16 protein-coding genes are annotated in these 14567 nt (G+C 61.2%); 8 read left to right on the top strand and 8 right to left on the bottom strand.

Going from position 1 to position 14567, the window contains the following annotated elements; translation table 11 throughout:
• Window positions 1–3 precede the first annotated feature (3 nt).
• The 4 genes from ftsY to BM216_RS12945 all read left to right on the top strand — a co-directional run bounded on the left by ftsY (window position 4) and on the right by BM216_RS12945 (window position 4299).
• Window positions 4–1692, top strand: coding sequence for a signal recognition particle-docking protein FtsY (gene ftsY, locus BM216_RS12960; protein WP_092999593.1), 1689 nt, complete (start codon window positions 4–6; stop codon window positions 1690–1692).
• A gap of 70 nt (window positions 1693–1762) precedes the next feature.
• The gene (locus tag BM216_RS12955; RefSeq protein WP_092999592.1) at window positions 1763–2416 is read left to right on the top strand and encodes a septation protein A; all 654 of its coding nucleotides are present in this window, start codon (window positions 1763–1765) and stop codon (window positions 2414–2416) included.
• Window positions 2413–3000: a DUF2585 domain-containing protein gene (locus tag BM216_RS12950; protein WP_092999591.1), complete on the top strand. Its 588-nt coding sequence runs from the start codon at window positions 2413–2415 to the stop codon at window positions 2998–3000. The genes BM216_RS12955 and BM216_RS12950 overlap by 4 nt, the downstream gene beginning before the upstream one ends.
• A gap of 114 nt (window positions 3001–3114) precedes the next feature.
• A complete protein-coding gene (locus BM216_RS12945) occupies window positions 3115–4299 on the top strand; it encodes a GGDEF domain-containing protein (protein WP_092999590.1) in 1185 nt (394 codons plus the stop codon).
• Window positions 4300–4324: 25 nt separating this feature from the next.
• Here the strand turns inward: BM216_RS12945 and BM216_RS12940 are convergent, their stop codons facing one another.
• The 5 genes from BM216_RS12940 to ccmA all read right to left on the bottom strand — a co-directional run bounded on the left by BM216_RS12940 (window position 4325) and on the right by ccmA (window position 7551).
• The gene (locus BM216_RS12940; protein ID WP_092999589.1) at window positions 4325–4936 is read right to left on the bottom strand and encodes a DsbE family thiol:disulfide interchange protein; all 612 of its coding nucleotides are present in this window, start codon (window positions 4934–4936) and stop codon (window positions 4325–4327) included.
• Window positions 4933–5118, bottom strand: a complete 186-nt coding sequence (ccmD, locus tag BM216_RS12935; RefSeq protein ID WP_092999588.1) for a heme exporter protein CcmD — start codon at window positions 5116–5118, stop codon at window positions 4933–4935. The genes BM216_RS12940 and ccmD overlap by 4 nt, the downstream gene beginning before the upstream one ends.
• Before the next feature lies 1 nt (window position 5119).
• Complete coding sequence (locus BM216_RS12930) at window positions 5120–5890, bottom strand: heme ABC transporter permease (protein WP_092999587.1); 771 nt, start codon at window positions 5888–5890, stop codon at window positions 5120–5122.
• Window positions 5891–5954: 64 nt separating this feature from the next.
• Complete coding sequence (ccmB, locus tag BM216_RS12925; protein ID WP_092999586.1) at window positions 5955–6614, bottom strand: heme exporter protein CcmB; 660 nt, start codon at window positions 6612–6614, stop codon at window positions 5955–5957.
• Between the two features lie 262 nt (window positions 6615–6876).
• Window positions 6877–7551: a heme ABC exporter ATP-binding protein CcmA gene (gene ccmA, locus BM216_RS12915; RefSeq protein ID WP_092999758.1), complete on the bottom strand. Its 675-nt coding sequence runs from the start codon at window positions 7549–7551 to the stop codon at window positions 6877–6879.
• A 270-nt stretch (window positions 7552–7821) separates the two neighbouring features.
• On the opposite strand from ccmA, the gene acnA reads away from it, so the two are divergent.
• Complete coding sequence (gene acnA / locus BM216_RS12910) at window positions 7822–10515, top strand: aconitate hydratase AcnA (RefSeq protein ID WP_092999584.1); 2694 nt, start codon at window positions 7822–7824, stop codon at window positions 10513–10515.
• A gap of 93 nt (window positions 10516–10608) precedes the next feature.
• Window positions 10609–11346: a sulfite exporter TauE/SafE family protein gene (locus BM216_RS12905; protein WP_210217038.1), complete on the top strand. Its 738-nt coding sequence runs from the start codon at window positions 10609–10611 to the stop codon at window positions 11344–11346.
• Here BM216_RS12905 and BM216_RS34020 read toward each other — a convergent pair whose 3' ends face one another.
• Window positions 11347–11538: a hypothetical protein gene (locus BM216_RS34020; protein ID WP_092999583.1), complete on the bottom strand. Its 192-nt coding sequence runs from the start codon at window positions 11536–11538 to the stop codon at window positions 11347–11349.
• On the opposite strand from BM216_RS34020, the gene BM216_RS12895 reads away from it, so the two are divergent.
• Both BM216_RS12895 and BM216_RS12890 read left to right on the top strand, forming a co-directional pair.
• Window positions 11537–12286 (top strand): DUF1223 domain-containing protein, encoded by a 750-nt coding sequence (locus tag BM216_RS12895; protein WP_092999582.1) that lies wholly within the window; start codon window positions 11537–11539, stop codon window positions 12284–12286. The two genes, BM216_RS34020 and BM216_RS12895, sit on opposite strands and share 2 nt — an antisense overlap.
• Window positions 12287–12583: 297 nt before the next feature.
• Window positions 12584–12973: a DUF2794 domain-containing protein gene (locus tag BM216_RS12890; protein ID WP_092999581.1), complete on the top strand. Its 390-nt coding sequence runs from the start codon at window positions 12584–12586 to the stop codon at window positions 12971–12973.
• Window positions 12974–12992: 19 nt separating this feature from the next.
• Here the strand turns inward: BM216_RS12890 and BM216_RS12885 are convergent, their stop codons facing one another.
• Entirely contained in the window at window positions 12993–13550 is a 558-nt protein-coding gene (locus BM216_RS12885) for a GNAT family N-acetyltransferase (protein ID WP_092999580.1), read from the bottom strand.
• A 115-nt stretch (window positions 13551–13665) separates the two neighbouring features.
• Window positions 13666–14403, bottom strand: coding sequence for a Bax inhibitor-1/YccA family protein (locus BM216_RS12880; protein ID WP_092999579.1), 738 nt, complete (start codon window positions 14401–14403; stop codon window positions 13666–13668).
• Window positions 14404–14567 lie beyond the last annotated feature (164 nt).

Below are 14567 nucleotides of genomic sequence, written 5' to 3'. Positions count from 1 at the left end.
GTAATGGTAAGCTTCATCAAACGCGTCTTCACCTTCGGCGACAAGCCCGTCGAGCAGCCTGTCGAGCCGCCCGTAGCGGAGCAGGCGCCCAAGCAGGCGGAGGATGTTGCTGCCGTCCAGGCTGAGCTTGAGCCGAAGCCGCGGGATGAGGATCTGCCGGTCGCACCTGTCGATCCGGTGACGCCGGTAGAGATGGATACTGCGGGCGGGCCATCGGATGACGTTGCCGACGATGATGAGGCCGCCGCGGTTCTTCCCGGTATCGAAGAGACGTCTGATCTAGGCGTCGTACCGCTCTCCTTGCTGGAGGCCGAGGCTGAAGCGGAGACGGCACCTTCCGCTGAAACACCCCCCTCTGCCCTGCCGGGCATCTCCCCCACAGGGGGGGAGATCACGGATGCGCCGTCGCCGGCTGCGTCTGACCGGAGCGAGAAGGTGGCCGAGAATGGCGCGCATGCCGGCATCGTCACGGATGCCGGAACGAGTGCGGATAACGAACCTGTGGCCGACGATGACGTTTCAGTGCGCTCGGCGTCTGCGGAAAAGCGAGCGGCAGGCCACGGGCCAATCTCCCCCCTTGTGGGGGAGATGTCCGGCAGGACAGAGGGGGGTGTTTCCACATCCACCGATGCCGGCAGCGAAGAGGCTGTAGCAACGAACGTTTCCAGCCCAAGCGAGGCGGTGGCTACGCCCCCTGTCCTTCCTAAAGGCTTCTCCACCTCCAAGTCCGAGCCGGAAGCCGTGGCCGTCGTGCCGCCGCTCAAGCTTACATGGTTCCAGCGCCTGCGCGCCGGACTTGCGCGCACCTCGTCGCAGCTCACCGGCCAGATCGCGGCGCTCTTCACCAAGCGCAAGCTGGACGACGAGACGCTGGAGGATCTGGAGGATCTGTTGATCCAGGCCGATCTCGGCGTCGAGACGGCGATGCGGATCACCGGAACCTTGTCTTCCGAACGTTACGGCAAGGATGTGACCGGCGAGGACGTGTCGCGCATCATGTCGGCGGAAATCACCAAGGTTCTGGCGCCGGTTGCAAAACCGCTGCAGCTCGATCTCAATCACAAGCCGCATGTCATTCTCGTCGTCGGCGTCAACGGCACGGGCAAGACGACGACGATCGGCAAGCTGGCGGCGAAACTTTCAGGCTCCGGCCTCAAGGTCATGCTCGCCGCCGGCGATACGTTCCGCGCTGCCGCCATCGAACAGCTGAAGATCTGGGCGGATCGCACCAATTCCGAATTCATCGGCACCAAGCTCGGCGCCGATGCCGCAGGGCTCGCCTACGATGCCTATGTGCAGGCGAAGGAAAAGAAGTCCGACGTTCTGATCATCGATACGGCCGGCCGCCTGCAGAACAAGGCCGAACTGATGGCGGAACTGGAAAAGATCGTCCGCGTGCTCGGCAAGCTCGATCCGGATGCGCCGCATACGGTTCTGCAGACGCTCGATGCCACGACCGGCCAGAATGCCATGAACCAGGTGGAGATCTTCCGCAATGTCGCGGGCGTCAGCGGGTTGATCATGACCAAGCTCGACGGCACGGCGCGGGGCGGCATCCTGGTCGCCATCGCCGCCAAGCATAGGCTGCCGGTCTATTTCATCGGCGTCGGCGAAGGTGTCGACGATCTCGAACCCTTCGAGGCGAAGGATTTTGCCGAGGCGATCGCCGGGCTGGCACCGGCGCCGCATTGATGACACAGAAAAACGATCTGGCTCCGCGCAACAATAGATTTTGATTGGCCCCCTGTTTAAGTTGGACCCCATGCAGACGATCGAAAGCGATACCACGCCGACCAAGGAAGAGAAGCAGCATCCGGGCCTGAAGATGGCCTTGGAGCTTGGCCCGCTTCTGGTGTTCTTCTTTGGCAACCTGCGCGGCGAGTGGCTGGTCAGCAAGTTCCCGGCGCTTTCGGCGATCGGCGGCCCGCTATTGATCGCGACCGCGCTGTTCATGGTTGCCACCGTGATCTCGCTGATCATTTCAAAGATCGTCTTCAAGCACCTGCCGGTCATGCCCTTCGTCTCGGGCATCGTAGTGCTGGTGTTCGGATCGCTGTCGATCTGGCTGCAGGACGAAACCTTCATCAAGATGAAGCCGACCATCGTTAACACGCTGTTCGGCGTGCTGCTTCTCGGTGGCCTGTTCTTCGGCAAGTCGCTGCTCGGCTACGTCTTCAATTCGGCCTTCCAGCTCGATGCGGAGGGCTGGAAGAAACTGACGCTGCGCTGGGGCATCTTCTTCTTCTTTCTCGCGGTGCTGAACGAGGTCGTCTGGCGCAATTTCTCCGACGAGGCCTGGGTCAATTTCAAGGTCTGGGGCACGATGCCGATCACCATTCTCTTCACGCTGTCTCAGATGCCGCTGATCATGCGGCATACGGTTCAGGACACGGCTGCTGCCGAGGGTGAGAAGTGACGGTGCTGATACCGGGCGAGACACATCCCGCCCGGCGCTGGCTCGTTGTCGCGCTCGTCCTGTTCCTGGCTCAGATCGTTATCCTCTATGCCATGGGCCGCATCCCGATCTGTGAGTGCGGTTATGTGAAGCTGTTCGAGCCGGGGGTGAACTCGCCCGGCAATTCGCAGCATCTGGCCGACTGGTATACGCCCTCCCACATCATCCACGGCTTCCTGTTTTATGGGCTCGGCTGGCTCATCCTGCGACGCGCGCCGCTGTCGGCACGCCTGTCGCTTGCGGTGCTGATCGAGGCCGCCTGGGAGATCGCTGAGAACTCGCCCTTGATCATCGACCGCTATCGTACCGCGACGATGGCGCTCGGCTATTCCGGCGACAGCATCCTGAACTCGGCAATGGACACGGTGTTCATGGCGCTCGGCTTCCTGTTTGCTGCTCGCGTGCCGGCGTGGCTGACGGTTTTGGTCGCCATTGCCTTCGAACTCTTCACCGGCTGGCTGATCCGCGATAATCTTACCCTCAACGTGCTGATGCTCGTGTGGCCGGTCGAGGCGATCAGGACCTGGCAGGGCGCGCTCGGCTAAAGCCTTGCGCATGAGTGGTTTTTGCCCCTCGGCTGACGTCAAATTGTTAAGGTTCAAAGCCTAGGAGTGTCGCACATATCGATGGGAGCATGATGGCTTCCAGTGCAGGGTCCGATGGAACAGACCGATAATTTTGCCTATTTATTGCCGTTCATCTTTTTTGTCTTCGGCACGATTTTCCTGATTGCCAACCGCTGGTCTCCCGGCTCAGCCCGCTATTGGGGTCTGGGTTACATCTGCGCGGCGTTCGGCTTCGCCTTTCCCATTCTGGCCTATTGGCTGCCGCTGCCCATCCAGGCGATCTTTTCCAACCTGCTGTTCTTTGCGGCCTTCTTCTCCTACGGCCAAGCGTTACTGGTCCGTTTCAATCGCCCGACATGGTTCTGGACCCGGTTCGAATTCGCCATCGGCGCCTTTGCCGTCGTCTGCTGGCTGATCGTTGTTCGCGAGGACCTGAGATCGCAGCTTGTGATCGGCGACGCATCGCTGGCCGTTCTGCTCGCCATCTCGGTCTTCGCGGTCTGGAAGCATGCCAGATCGCCGATCGACAAGATGCTCGTCGGCATGGCATCGCTCGTCGTGTTCGAGACGGCGGTGCGCGTCACCGTCCTTCTGGTCTCGACATCGGCCGGCGATTTCGCCTCGCTCGACCAGTTCCTGTCGTCGGACTATGCTTTCCTGATGCAGGTTTTTGCCAGCATCATCGGCTTCGTCATGGCGCTGACGGTGCTGGGGTCGGTCGTCTTCGACGTCGTGACCGGCCACCGTCGCGCCGCCGAGCATGATCCGCTGACCGATCTTCTCAACCGGCGCGGTTTCGAGCAGGCGCTGCCGGACGCGAAGGATGGGGCCTTTCCCGCCGGCGCTGTGATCATCGGCGATATCGATCATTTCAAGCAGGTGAACGACCGGTTCGGCCATGCCGCCGGCGATCATGTGATTATCGGCTTTGCGGAGCGCCTTCGGGCAAGTTTCAGGAATGCCTCCGCAATCGCGCGTTTCGGCGGCGAGGAGTTCGTCACCTTCCTGCCCGATGTCAGCCGCACGGATGCGGCCGACATGGCCGAGGAGGCGCGGCTTGCCTTCGAGGCAATGGACTGGAGCGGGCAGGGCGTCCTCGGATCGATCACGGCGAGCTTCGGCGTGTCCACCACGGCACCAGGCGATCATTCGGTACATGATGCCATCGCGCGGGCGGATGCCTGCCTTTATGTTGCGAAGAATGCCGGGCGCAACCGGGTCATCAGCGAAGGCCAGCGTCCACCGGACAGCCCGCCGACTCTTCGAGTGGTCTCGTAAAGCATCCCGCTTTGCTGGAATTGCTTCAGGAACCGGCCTTGGTTGAGGCCTTTTCGATCGCCGGCATCAGGCCCTGGGTCAGGCTGCGCTCATCGAAGGGGCCGACCTTCTTGTAGAGGATCGTTCCGTCGGGGCCGACGAGATAGCTTTCCGGAATGCCATAGACGCCCCAGTCTATCGCCGCCTTGCCGTTCGGATCGACGCCGATCGCCTTGTAAGGGTTGCCGAGTTCGCCGAGGAAACGCAGCGCGTTGTCGTTGCGGTCCTTGTAGTTGATGCCGACGATGTTCAATCGGCTGTCGTTCGCCAGTTCCTTCAGGATCGGGTGTTCCTGCCGGCAGGGCACGCACCAGGATGCGAAGACGTTGACGAGGGTCAGCTTGCCCTTCATCGCCCCATCGGTCAGCGCCGCGGTATTGGAGCCTTCCAGCGGCGGCAGTGTCAGGGACGGCGCGGTCTTGCCGATTAGGGCCGAGGGGATGGCGGAAACGTCGAGGCCGTTGACGTCCTGGTCATAGAGCATCTTGCCGGCGATCACGGCGAAACCTGCAAAGACGGCAAGGGGGATGAGCGCCAGCGCGTAACGGGCGCGGCTGCGGCGCGGCTTGAGCTCGGTATTGTCGGCGTCGGTGGTCATGCCGGCCCTCCGGTCTCGGTCGGGGCGGCCGGCCTTGCCGAGCGGCGGCGGATGCCGGAGGCCTCGAGTTCGGCCAGTTCCCGCTGCCGGGCGCGGCCATCCAGCCACACCCAGGCGATCAGACAGAGCGTGACGATGCCGGCGACGATATAGGACGCGCTGATATAGAAGAGGTGGCTCATCTTACGCCTCCTTCGCATTGGTCTGGCCGGCCATGCGGGCGGCCATGCGGCGCTGGGCGGTGACGCGGCGGCGCCAGATCTCGTTGCGCATGGCGGCGACATGCAGGGTGAAGAACAGCATTGTGAAGGCGATCGCCATGATCAGCAGCGGCCAGAGGAAGGACTGGTCGATCGTCGGGCCATCCAGGCGAACGACGCTCGCCGGCTGATGCAGCGTGTTCCACCAGTCGACCGAAAACTTGATGATCGGAATGTTGACGAAGCCGACAAGGATCAGCACGGCGGAAACCCGTGCGGCCCTGCTCGGATCGTCCATGGCGCGGTTCAAGGCGATCAGGCCGAGATACATCAGGAACAGGACGAAGACGGAGGTGAGGCGCGCGTCCCAGACCCACCATGTTCCCCACATCGGCTTGCCCCAGAGGGAGCCGGTGGCGAGCGCGATCAGGGTGAAGGCGGCGCCGAGCGGGGCTGCCGCCTTGTGGGAGACGTCGGCCAGCGGATGACGCCAGACCAGGGTGCCGATCGCCGATAGCGCCATGACCGTATAACACATCATCGACAGCCAGGCGGCCGGCACATGGATATACATGATGCGCACCGTCATGCCCTGCTGGTAGTCGCCTTCGCCGGAAAAACTCAGGTAAAGGCCGATCGCAAACAGGATCGCGGTGATCGCGGCCATCCAGGGCAGGAGGCGCGCGGCGAGAGCCAGAAACCGGGTCGGGTTGGCGAGATCGCTCAGTTTGGTGATCGCGAGACTGTCGGACATCGTAATTGTTCTACTCGATGGGGCTCTTCTTAATCGGTAGGCCGCCCTTTGACTTTGCTTCTAGTCAATCGGCTGCATTTCTCAAAGCCAGCGCGGCGCCTGCTGGACCGATTACCGCAAAAAACATCGTGATAGCCAGCAATATCAAGAAAGGCGGCATAAACGGGGCGGGATCCTGCACGGCAGCATAGGAAGCGCTGACGCCGAAGATCAGCACCGGGACGGCAAGCGGCAGGACGAGGATGGAGACGAGCAGACCGCCGCGGGGAAGCGCTACGGCAACCGCAGCACCGACGGCCCCGATGAAGGTCAGCGCCGGCGTGCCGACCAGAAGAGTCAGCATGGTCGCGCCGATCGCCACTTCGTCCATGTTCATGAACAGGCCGAGCAGCGGAGAAGCGATGACCAGCGGCAGGCCGTTGCCCAGCCAGTGGGCGAGGCACTTGACGAGCACCGTCAGCGCCAGCGGATGCTCCTGCATCAGGATCAGGTCGAGCGATCCATCCTCCCGGTCCGTCTGGAACATGCGGTCGAGGCCGAGCAGGGCGGAAAGCAGCGCGCCGATCCAGACGATGGCGGGGCCTATGCGGGAGAGAAGGTTGAGATCGGGACCGACGCCGAAGGGGATGACGGCGACGACGGTCATGAAGAACAGCACGCCGATCAGCGCCCCACCGCCGGCACGGACCGAGAGTTTGAGGTCGCGGAGAAGGAGGGCGGTCATCGGGCGGACTTTCGAATGTGGCTTCCTGCCATGGGTGCCGGGCAGTTGTCTTGGTGGGCGGAGTTACCCCCCTCTGTCCTGCCGGACATCTCCCCCACAAGGGGGGAGATCACAAGAGGTCTGACCTTCGCTCCTCCAAAAAGCACGCGCTTTGTGAAAGGATTGAAGTGGGCCGAGGAGCATGCGCCCAGCTGATCTCCCCCCTTGTGGGGGAGATGCCCGGCAGGGCAGAGGGGGGCGGACTGGGCGAGACGATAATGGGTCACCATATCTCCTCCATCACGCCGGCAAAGCCCGTCATCCGCAATTCCCGCGCATCCTCCAGCCCGAGCGGCTGATGCGTCGCGGCAAGCACGATGCCGCCAGCGGCCAGATGTTCCTTTATCAACGCTGTGAACACTTCTTCCGCACTGACATCCAGCGCCGCCGTCGGTTCATCGAGGATCCACACCGGGCGCCAGGCGACGAGGAGCTTGGCGAAGGCCATGCGGCGCTGCTGGCCGGCGGAGAGATAACCGAAGGGCAGATGGGTGATGCCGCCCAGGCCAACCGCTTCCGCCGCGTCGCCGATCGGCATGCCCTTGCGCGCCGAAACCGGCCTGTCGGAATCGCGCCCGGCGGCAAAATTACCGAGAAAGTCGCGCCAGAAGGAGAGGTTCTCGGAGACCGACAGCTCCGCCTTCATCGCATTGCGGTGGCCGAGATAGTGACAGGCTTCGGCGGTGCGCATGCCGGCCTCGGATCCGTTGGAAACCCAGCTTATGCGGCCGCTCTCGGGGCGCAGAAGCCCTGCGACCGTGCGCAAAAGCGTCGACTTGCCCGAACCGTTGCGGCCCGTCAGCACAAGGCTCTCGCCAGAGCCGAGGGTGAAGGAAATATCCTTGAAAATCAGATCTTCGCCGCGCCTGGCGCTCAAATTCTCGGCCGTCAGCCGCATCACTAGGACCTTGATTGGGGTTTCGAACATCTAGCCGCAAAAAATCTGCCGTGCCCTGCGACAAAGGGTCTGGAAGGCTACTTAGAAACTATCTATATACATGGCAACCACGCCAGCGGCCGGTGTGGTTTCCACTCAGCGCCGGACCTGAAGATCAAAATCTTCTCGTGCGGACAGCGGAAATGGTCGCACCCGCATCCTATAGTGCATTTCGATGCATAGGCGTCCGCACGCGCGTGTTGGCTCTTGATATCAGCGGGGTAGTTATCCGTGACCAAATCTATCGACAGCTTTCAATGTCGTTCCGTCCTTACCGTAGGCGGTAAGGACTATGTTTATTACAGCCTTCCGAAGGCGGAAGCGAACGGGCTTCCCGGCGTTTCCAAGTTGCCCTTCTCGATGAAGGTTCTCCTTGAAAACCTGCTGCGCTTCGAAGACGGACAGTCCGTCACGAAGGAGCAGATACTTTCGGTCGCCGAATGGCTCAACAACAAGGGCCTGACCGAGGCGGAAATCGCCTATCGTCCGGCACGCGTCCTGATGCAGGACTTTACCGGCGTTCCGGCGGTGGTCGACCTTGCCGCCATGCGTGACGGCATCAAATCGCTCGGCGGCGATCCGGAAAAGATCAACCCGCTCGTGCCCGTCGATCTCGTCATCGACCACTCGGTCATCGTCGACGAATTCGGCACGCCGACTGCCTTTGCCCGCAATGTGGAGCTGGAATATCAGCGCAACGGCGAGCGTTACCGCTTCCTCAAATGGGGCCAGCAGGCGTTCAAGAATTTTCGCGTGGTGCCGCCCGGTACGGGTATCTGCCACCAGGTGAATTTCGAATATCTCGGCCAGACCGTCTGGACGAATGAAGAGGATGGCGAGACCGTCGCTTATCCGGACACCTGCGTCGGCACCGACAGCCACACGACGATGATCAACGGTCTTGGCGTTCTGGGCTGGGGCGTCGGCGGTATCGAAGCGGAAGCCTCGATGCTCGGCCAGCCGGTGTCCATGCTTCTGCCTGAGGTCATCGGCTTCAAGCTGACCGGCAAGCTGAAGGAAGGCGTTACCGCGACCGACCTCGTGCTCACCGTCGTGCAGATGCTGCGCAAGAAGGGCGTTGTCTCCAAGTTCGTCGAATTCTTCGGCCCGGGCATGGACAACATGCCGGTCGCGGACCGTGCTACCATCGGCAATATGGGTCCGGAATACGGCGCGACCTGCGGCTTCTTCCCGGTCGATACAGAGACCGTCAACTACCTCAACATGTCCGGCCGCACCAAGGAGCGTATCGCGCTCGTCGAAGCCTATTCGAAGGCGCAGGGGATGTGGCGTGACACGGATGGTTCCGAGCTTGTCTTCACCGACACGCTGGAACTTGATCTCGGCGACGTCGTGCCGTCCATGGCCGGCCCGAAGCGTCCGGAAGGCCGCATTCCTCTGGAAAACATCGCATCCGGTTTCGCCGGCTCGATGGATGCCGACTACAAGAAGCCTGGCCAGCTCGACAACCGCTATGCGGTCGAAGGCACGGATTTCGATCTCGGTCATGGCGACGTGGCGATTGCCGCCATCACGTCCTGCACCAACACGTCGAACCCGTCCGTGTTGATCGCAGCCGGTCTGCTTGCCCGCAACGCCGTTGCCAAGGGCCTGAAGACTGCTCCGTGGGTGAAGACCTCGCTCGCACCGGGATCTCAGGTCGTCGGCGAATATCTCGCCAAGTCCGGCCTGCAGGAATCGCTCGACGCGCTCGGGTTCAACCTCGTCGGCTTCGGCTGCACGACCTGCATCGGCAATTCCGGTCCGCTGCCGGCGCCGATCTCCAAGACGATCAACGACAAGGGTCTGATCGTTTCGGGTGTTCTTTCCGGCAATCGTAACTTCGAAGGCCGTATCTCGCCGGACGTCCAGGCCAACTATCTGGCTTCGCCGCCGCTCGTCGTCGCCTACGCGCTCGCCGGCACGGTGCAGAAGGACCTGACCAAGGAGCCGCTCGGTGAGGACAAGGAAGGCAATCCCGTCTACCTCAAGGATGTCTGGCCGACCTCTGCCGAAGTGCAGGAGTTCATCCAGAAATACGTCACCCGCGAACTGTTCGAATCGAAATACGCGGATGTCTTCAAGGGCGACGAAAACTGGCAGGCCGTGCAGATCCCCGACGGCGATACCTATGCATGGGACGACAAGTCGACCTATGTGCAGAACCCGCCGTACTTCGTCGGCATGGGCAGGACCGGCTCGGGCCTGAAGAACATCAAGGGCGCCCGCGTTCTCGGTCTCTTCGGCGACAAGATCACCACCGACCACATTTCTCCGGCCGGTTCGATCAAGGCATCCTCGCCAGCCGGTGCATACCTCACCGAAAACGGCGTCGCCGTTGCCGACTTCAACCAGTACGGCACCCGTCGCGGCAATCACGAAGTGATGATGCGCGGCACCTTCGCCAATATCCGCATCCGCAACCACATGCTCGGCCCGAACGGCAAGGAAGGTGGCTACACCATCCACTATCCGTCCAAGGAAGAGATGTCGATTTACGATGCGGCCATGAAGTACAAGGAAGAAGGCACGCCTCTGGTCATCTTCGCCGGCGTCGAATACGGCAACGGTTCGTCGCGTGACTGGGCCGCCAAGGGCACCAACCTCCTGGGCGTCAAGGCCGTGATCGCCCAGTCCTTCGAGCGCATCCATCGCTCGAACCTGGTCGGCATGGGCGTCGTTCCCTTCGTCTTCGAAGAAGGCACGACCTGGGCTTCGCTGAACCTCAAGGGTGATGAGGTGGTCGAGATCGACGGTCTCGAAGGCGATATCAAGCCGCGCGAGTGGAAGATCGCCAAGATCACCTATGGTGACGGCACGGTGAAGGAGATCAACATCCTCTGCCGCATCGATACGCTCGACGAGGTCGTCTACATGAACAATGGCGGCATCCTGCAGACGGTTCTGCGGGATCTCGCCGCTTAAGGCTCACCGATACAGCGCCCGCCGGTTCGTCCGGCGGGCGTTTCTCTTTCCGACAAGTCAGCATCGCATCGCATCGTTTCAGGTTCCCTTCCCGTGTCCCTCATCATCTTTATCGGAATGGCGGTCGCCGTTTTCCTTACATCCCTGCTTTCCGGCATTTTCGGCATGGCGGGTGGCTTGATACTTCTCTGGATCCTGTTGTTTCTTTATCCGGTCGGCACCGCAATCGCGATTCAGGGCGTCATTCAGATCACCTCGAATGGGTCGCGTGCATGGTTCTCGCGCGCTTACATTGATTGGAAAATTCTCGGTGTTCTGTGCATCGGCGTGGGCGTTTCCGCGGCGGTTCTTTTTGCCATCGACTACACGCCGAGCCTGATCGTGGTTCTGATCGGCATCGGCTTGGTGCCGATCCTCGTATGGCTGCCGGTCAAGCGGCTGGAGCTTGATGCGTCCCGCCCGTCCCATGCACTGGTCGCCGGGCTTCTCTCGGGCTTCCTCAATATCAGCGTCGGCGTTGCCGGTCCGACCATCGACATCTTTTTCATCCGCACGCAGATGGATCGTCGCAAGATCATCGCCACAAAGGCGTCGATCCAGACGCTGTCGCATCTTGCCAAGATTGCCTTCTACTGGGATGCGGCGATGAGGCTCCCGGCAACCGACCAGATCGCCGTGTTGATTGCAGCTCCGATCGCCATTCTTGGCGCGCTAGCGGGCAATGGTATCCTGCAGAAGATGACGGATGCGAATTTCCGCTCCTGGACCCGCTGGGTGGTGACTGGCGTCGGCGCCGTCTATCTGGCGCAAGGCATCCTGAAACTCATCTGATCAGGATCGGGTGACGGTCACAAATCCGTCTTTGAAAATCGAGATAGGATCACATTTATCCATCTCACCCGTTCGTGACTTTCTCTTGAAATTGTGGATGGTTACTTTCCGCCAGCCCGCCTGATCTGTTGTTGTTTCCCGCTGGCCGTCTATGTCCGTGATTGCTCCTGCCAAAAGAGGTCCGTTGCTCATGCCGTTTTGCTTCCGCGCCCTGATCGTCCTTGCGGGCCTGCTGTGCAGCAGTGCCGTATTCGCAGGCGAGGTGCGGACGCCCAAAGGCGTAATAGAACTCTTCACCTCACAGGGCTGCGCTTCCTGTCCGCCGGCTGACTCGGCGCTGTCGCAGCTGGTCGCGCAGGGCGACATGGTGGTTCTGTCCTATCACGTCGACTACTGGAATTATCTCGGCTGGACCGACACGCTGAGCTCCAAGGAAAATACGGAGCGCCAGTACGGTTATGCCAAGACGATGGGGCGCAGCGGCGTCTATACGCCGCAGGCCATCATCAACGGTCGCGAGCACGTCAAGGGAACCGATCTCGCCGTCATCAACGCCAAGGTCGACGGCATGCAGAAGAGCGGCGAGGGACTGACCGTCCCGATCGGCGCCGCCATGCGCGGCGACGAGATCGAAATCGAGATCGGCGAAGGACAGGGCCAGGCGGAAGTGGTCGTTGCCTATTTCACCAAGCGCCAGATGGTGGACGTGACGAAGGGCGAAAACAGCGGCAAGAACATGGAATACTGGCACAGCGTCTACGATGTTCAGTCGGTCGGCATGTGGAACGGCAAGAAGATGACGCTGACGCTTCCCGGCAAGGCGCTCGGCAAGACGAAGAAGGATGGCTGCGCGATCCTGCTGCAGTCCTCAGGGCCTGGTGGTGAGCCTGCCGCCATAATTGGGGCAACCGTTCTGATGGCCGGCCGCAAGAAGAACTGATCTTCCCATTGTCCGAATGGGACGTGTTGGCTGATGGCCCGGCCCGGAAACATTGGGGGGCTGGGGGTAAGGGTCAATGCACCGAACCGGGCCAATGGCGCTAGGACGCGCCAACCAACATCCGCAAGATGGATTGGGAATCGGGCGCTCTTTTGTCCGAATTTGGGCAGATGAAAAAAACCGCGAGCGCGTGTCTGCCGGCCTCGGGCACGGCGTTACAAGCGCGACGGCGGACTTGCATTTTTATCCGGCTGGGGCACACTGTCATACCAACGACATGTAACCATTGGAGCTTTGATGGCTGATCAATCTGATTTGCCAAAGGGCGCAAAGGCGCAGGACGCAGGCGTCGTCGTCAGTCTCAACGAATACCGCCAGAACCTCGATCCAATCCCGGTGACGTTCCACCGCCGGGAGCTCGACGCTATTCTATGGATCTACGGCCGGATGGTGGGCGAGGGTGAGTGGAAGGATTATGCCATCGACCACATGCGGGAGAAGGCTGTGTTCTCCATCTTCAAGCGATCCGGCGAGATGCCCTTGTTCAGGATCGAGAAGAACCCCAAGCTTGCTGCCAAGCAGGGCGCTTACTCGGTGATCAACACCAACGGTATGATCCTGAAGCGCGGCCACGAGCTGCCGCAGGTGCTCAAGGTGTTCAACAAGGTTCTGAAACTGGTCGACTAGGCGCGCTTGCTGCTGCCGATCACCCGACGAAAAGCGAGCCGGGATAGGTGGACAGATCCGGATCGGTTTCGTTGCCCTCGCCAAGCGCGATCTGCATCAGTGCCGTATCCAGCCATTTGCCATGCTTGAAGCCGGTGCCCTTTAGGGTGCCGGTCAGTTCGAAGCCGAGGCTCCTGTGGACGGCGATCGAGGCGGGGCTGGCGCCGCCGATGACCGCCACCATCTGGCGGAAGCCGAGCGCCTCGCAGCGCACGAGCAGTTCCTTCAGCAGTGCCTTGCCGATGCCTTTTCCCTGCGCTTCCGGCGCGAGATAGATCGAATCCTCCACCAGCCAGCGATAGGCGGGGCGGGTGCGGAATGCCGAGGCATAGGCATAGCCGAGGAGCGTTCCGTCATCGGCTTCCGCGACGATGTAGGGATAACCCTTCTCCACGATACCGGCATGCCGGCTGGTCATTTCCGTGAGGCCTGGCGGGCTGATCTCGTAGCTTGCGGTGCCGGTCAGCACGCTGTCGCTGTAGATTTCGGTGATCGTGGCAAGGTCGGCGGTGCTGGCGTCGCGGATCGAAAATGTCATGGGTGTCGGGATCATCGATGGGAGGGCTGTCGGCGCAGGCTAAGACAGCTCATGAAACCGGGCAACAAAAAAGGCGGCCCGGGGGCCGCCTTCTCCGGTCTCGTTTCCGACCTGCTTATTCGTCGCGGTTGCCCATGAACTGCAGCAGGAAGGTGAAGAGGTTGATGAAGTCGAGATACAGGGTCAGTGCGCCCATGATGGCCATGCGGCCGGTCGCGGTGGCGTCGTTACCTTCCCAGTACATTTCCTTGATCTTCTGCGTGTCGTAGGCGGTGAGGCCAGCGAAGATCAGCACGCCGATGGCGGAGATCGCGAAGCCCATCGCGGAAGACTGCAGGAAGATGTTGACGATCGACGCGATGATCAGGCCGAACAGACCCATGATCAGGAACGAGCCGATGCCCGACAGGTCCTTCTTCGTCGTGTAGCCGTAGAGCGACAGTGCGCCGAACGAAGCTGCGGTGACGAAGAACGTCTGGACGATGCTCTCACCGGTGAAGACCAGGAAGATCGAGGACAGCGAGAGACCCATCAGTGCGGCATAGACCCAGAAGGTCATCTGCGCAGCCGGAACGCTCATCGAGTTGATGCGGAAGCTCAGGAAGAAGACCATTGCCAGCGGAGCCAGCATGATGACCCACTTGAGCGGGCCGCCGTAAAGCGCCTGTGCCACGGCCGGGTTGGAAACCGCGAAAGCATAGGTGCCGTATGCAGCAACACCGGTGATCGCAAGTCCGAGAGCCATCAGGTTATAGACCCGGAGCATGTAAGAGCGAAGGCCCTCGTCGATCATCGCGCCCGACTGAGCGCGGGTCTGCGCCATTCGGTTCTGGTAGTTGTTGAAGTCAGCCATTGTTTCCTCTTTAAGCTCCGGAATTATTCACGGTGTCGGGCCCCCATAATTCTGACCCAGGCGCCGCTGCGGAGCTCCAGCAAGCCTATCGCAGAATATGATGCGAGATCGCCTTACATGCAAGGGGCGTTGCGCGGGAAATACATCAGCCGGCAGCATGATTT

The sequence above is a fragment of the Rhizobium sp. NFR07 genome, assembly GCF_900111905.1.
Lineage (GTDB): Bacteria > Pseudomonadota > Alphaproteobacteria > Rhizobiales > Rhizobiaceae > Neorhizobium.
This window is presented reverse-complemented; position numbering and strand designations above follow the sequence as displayed.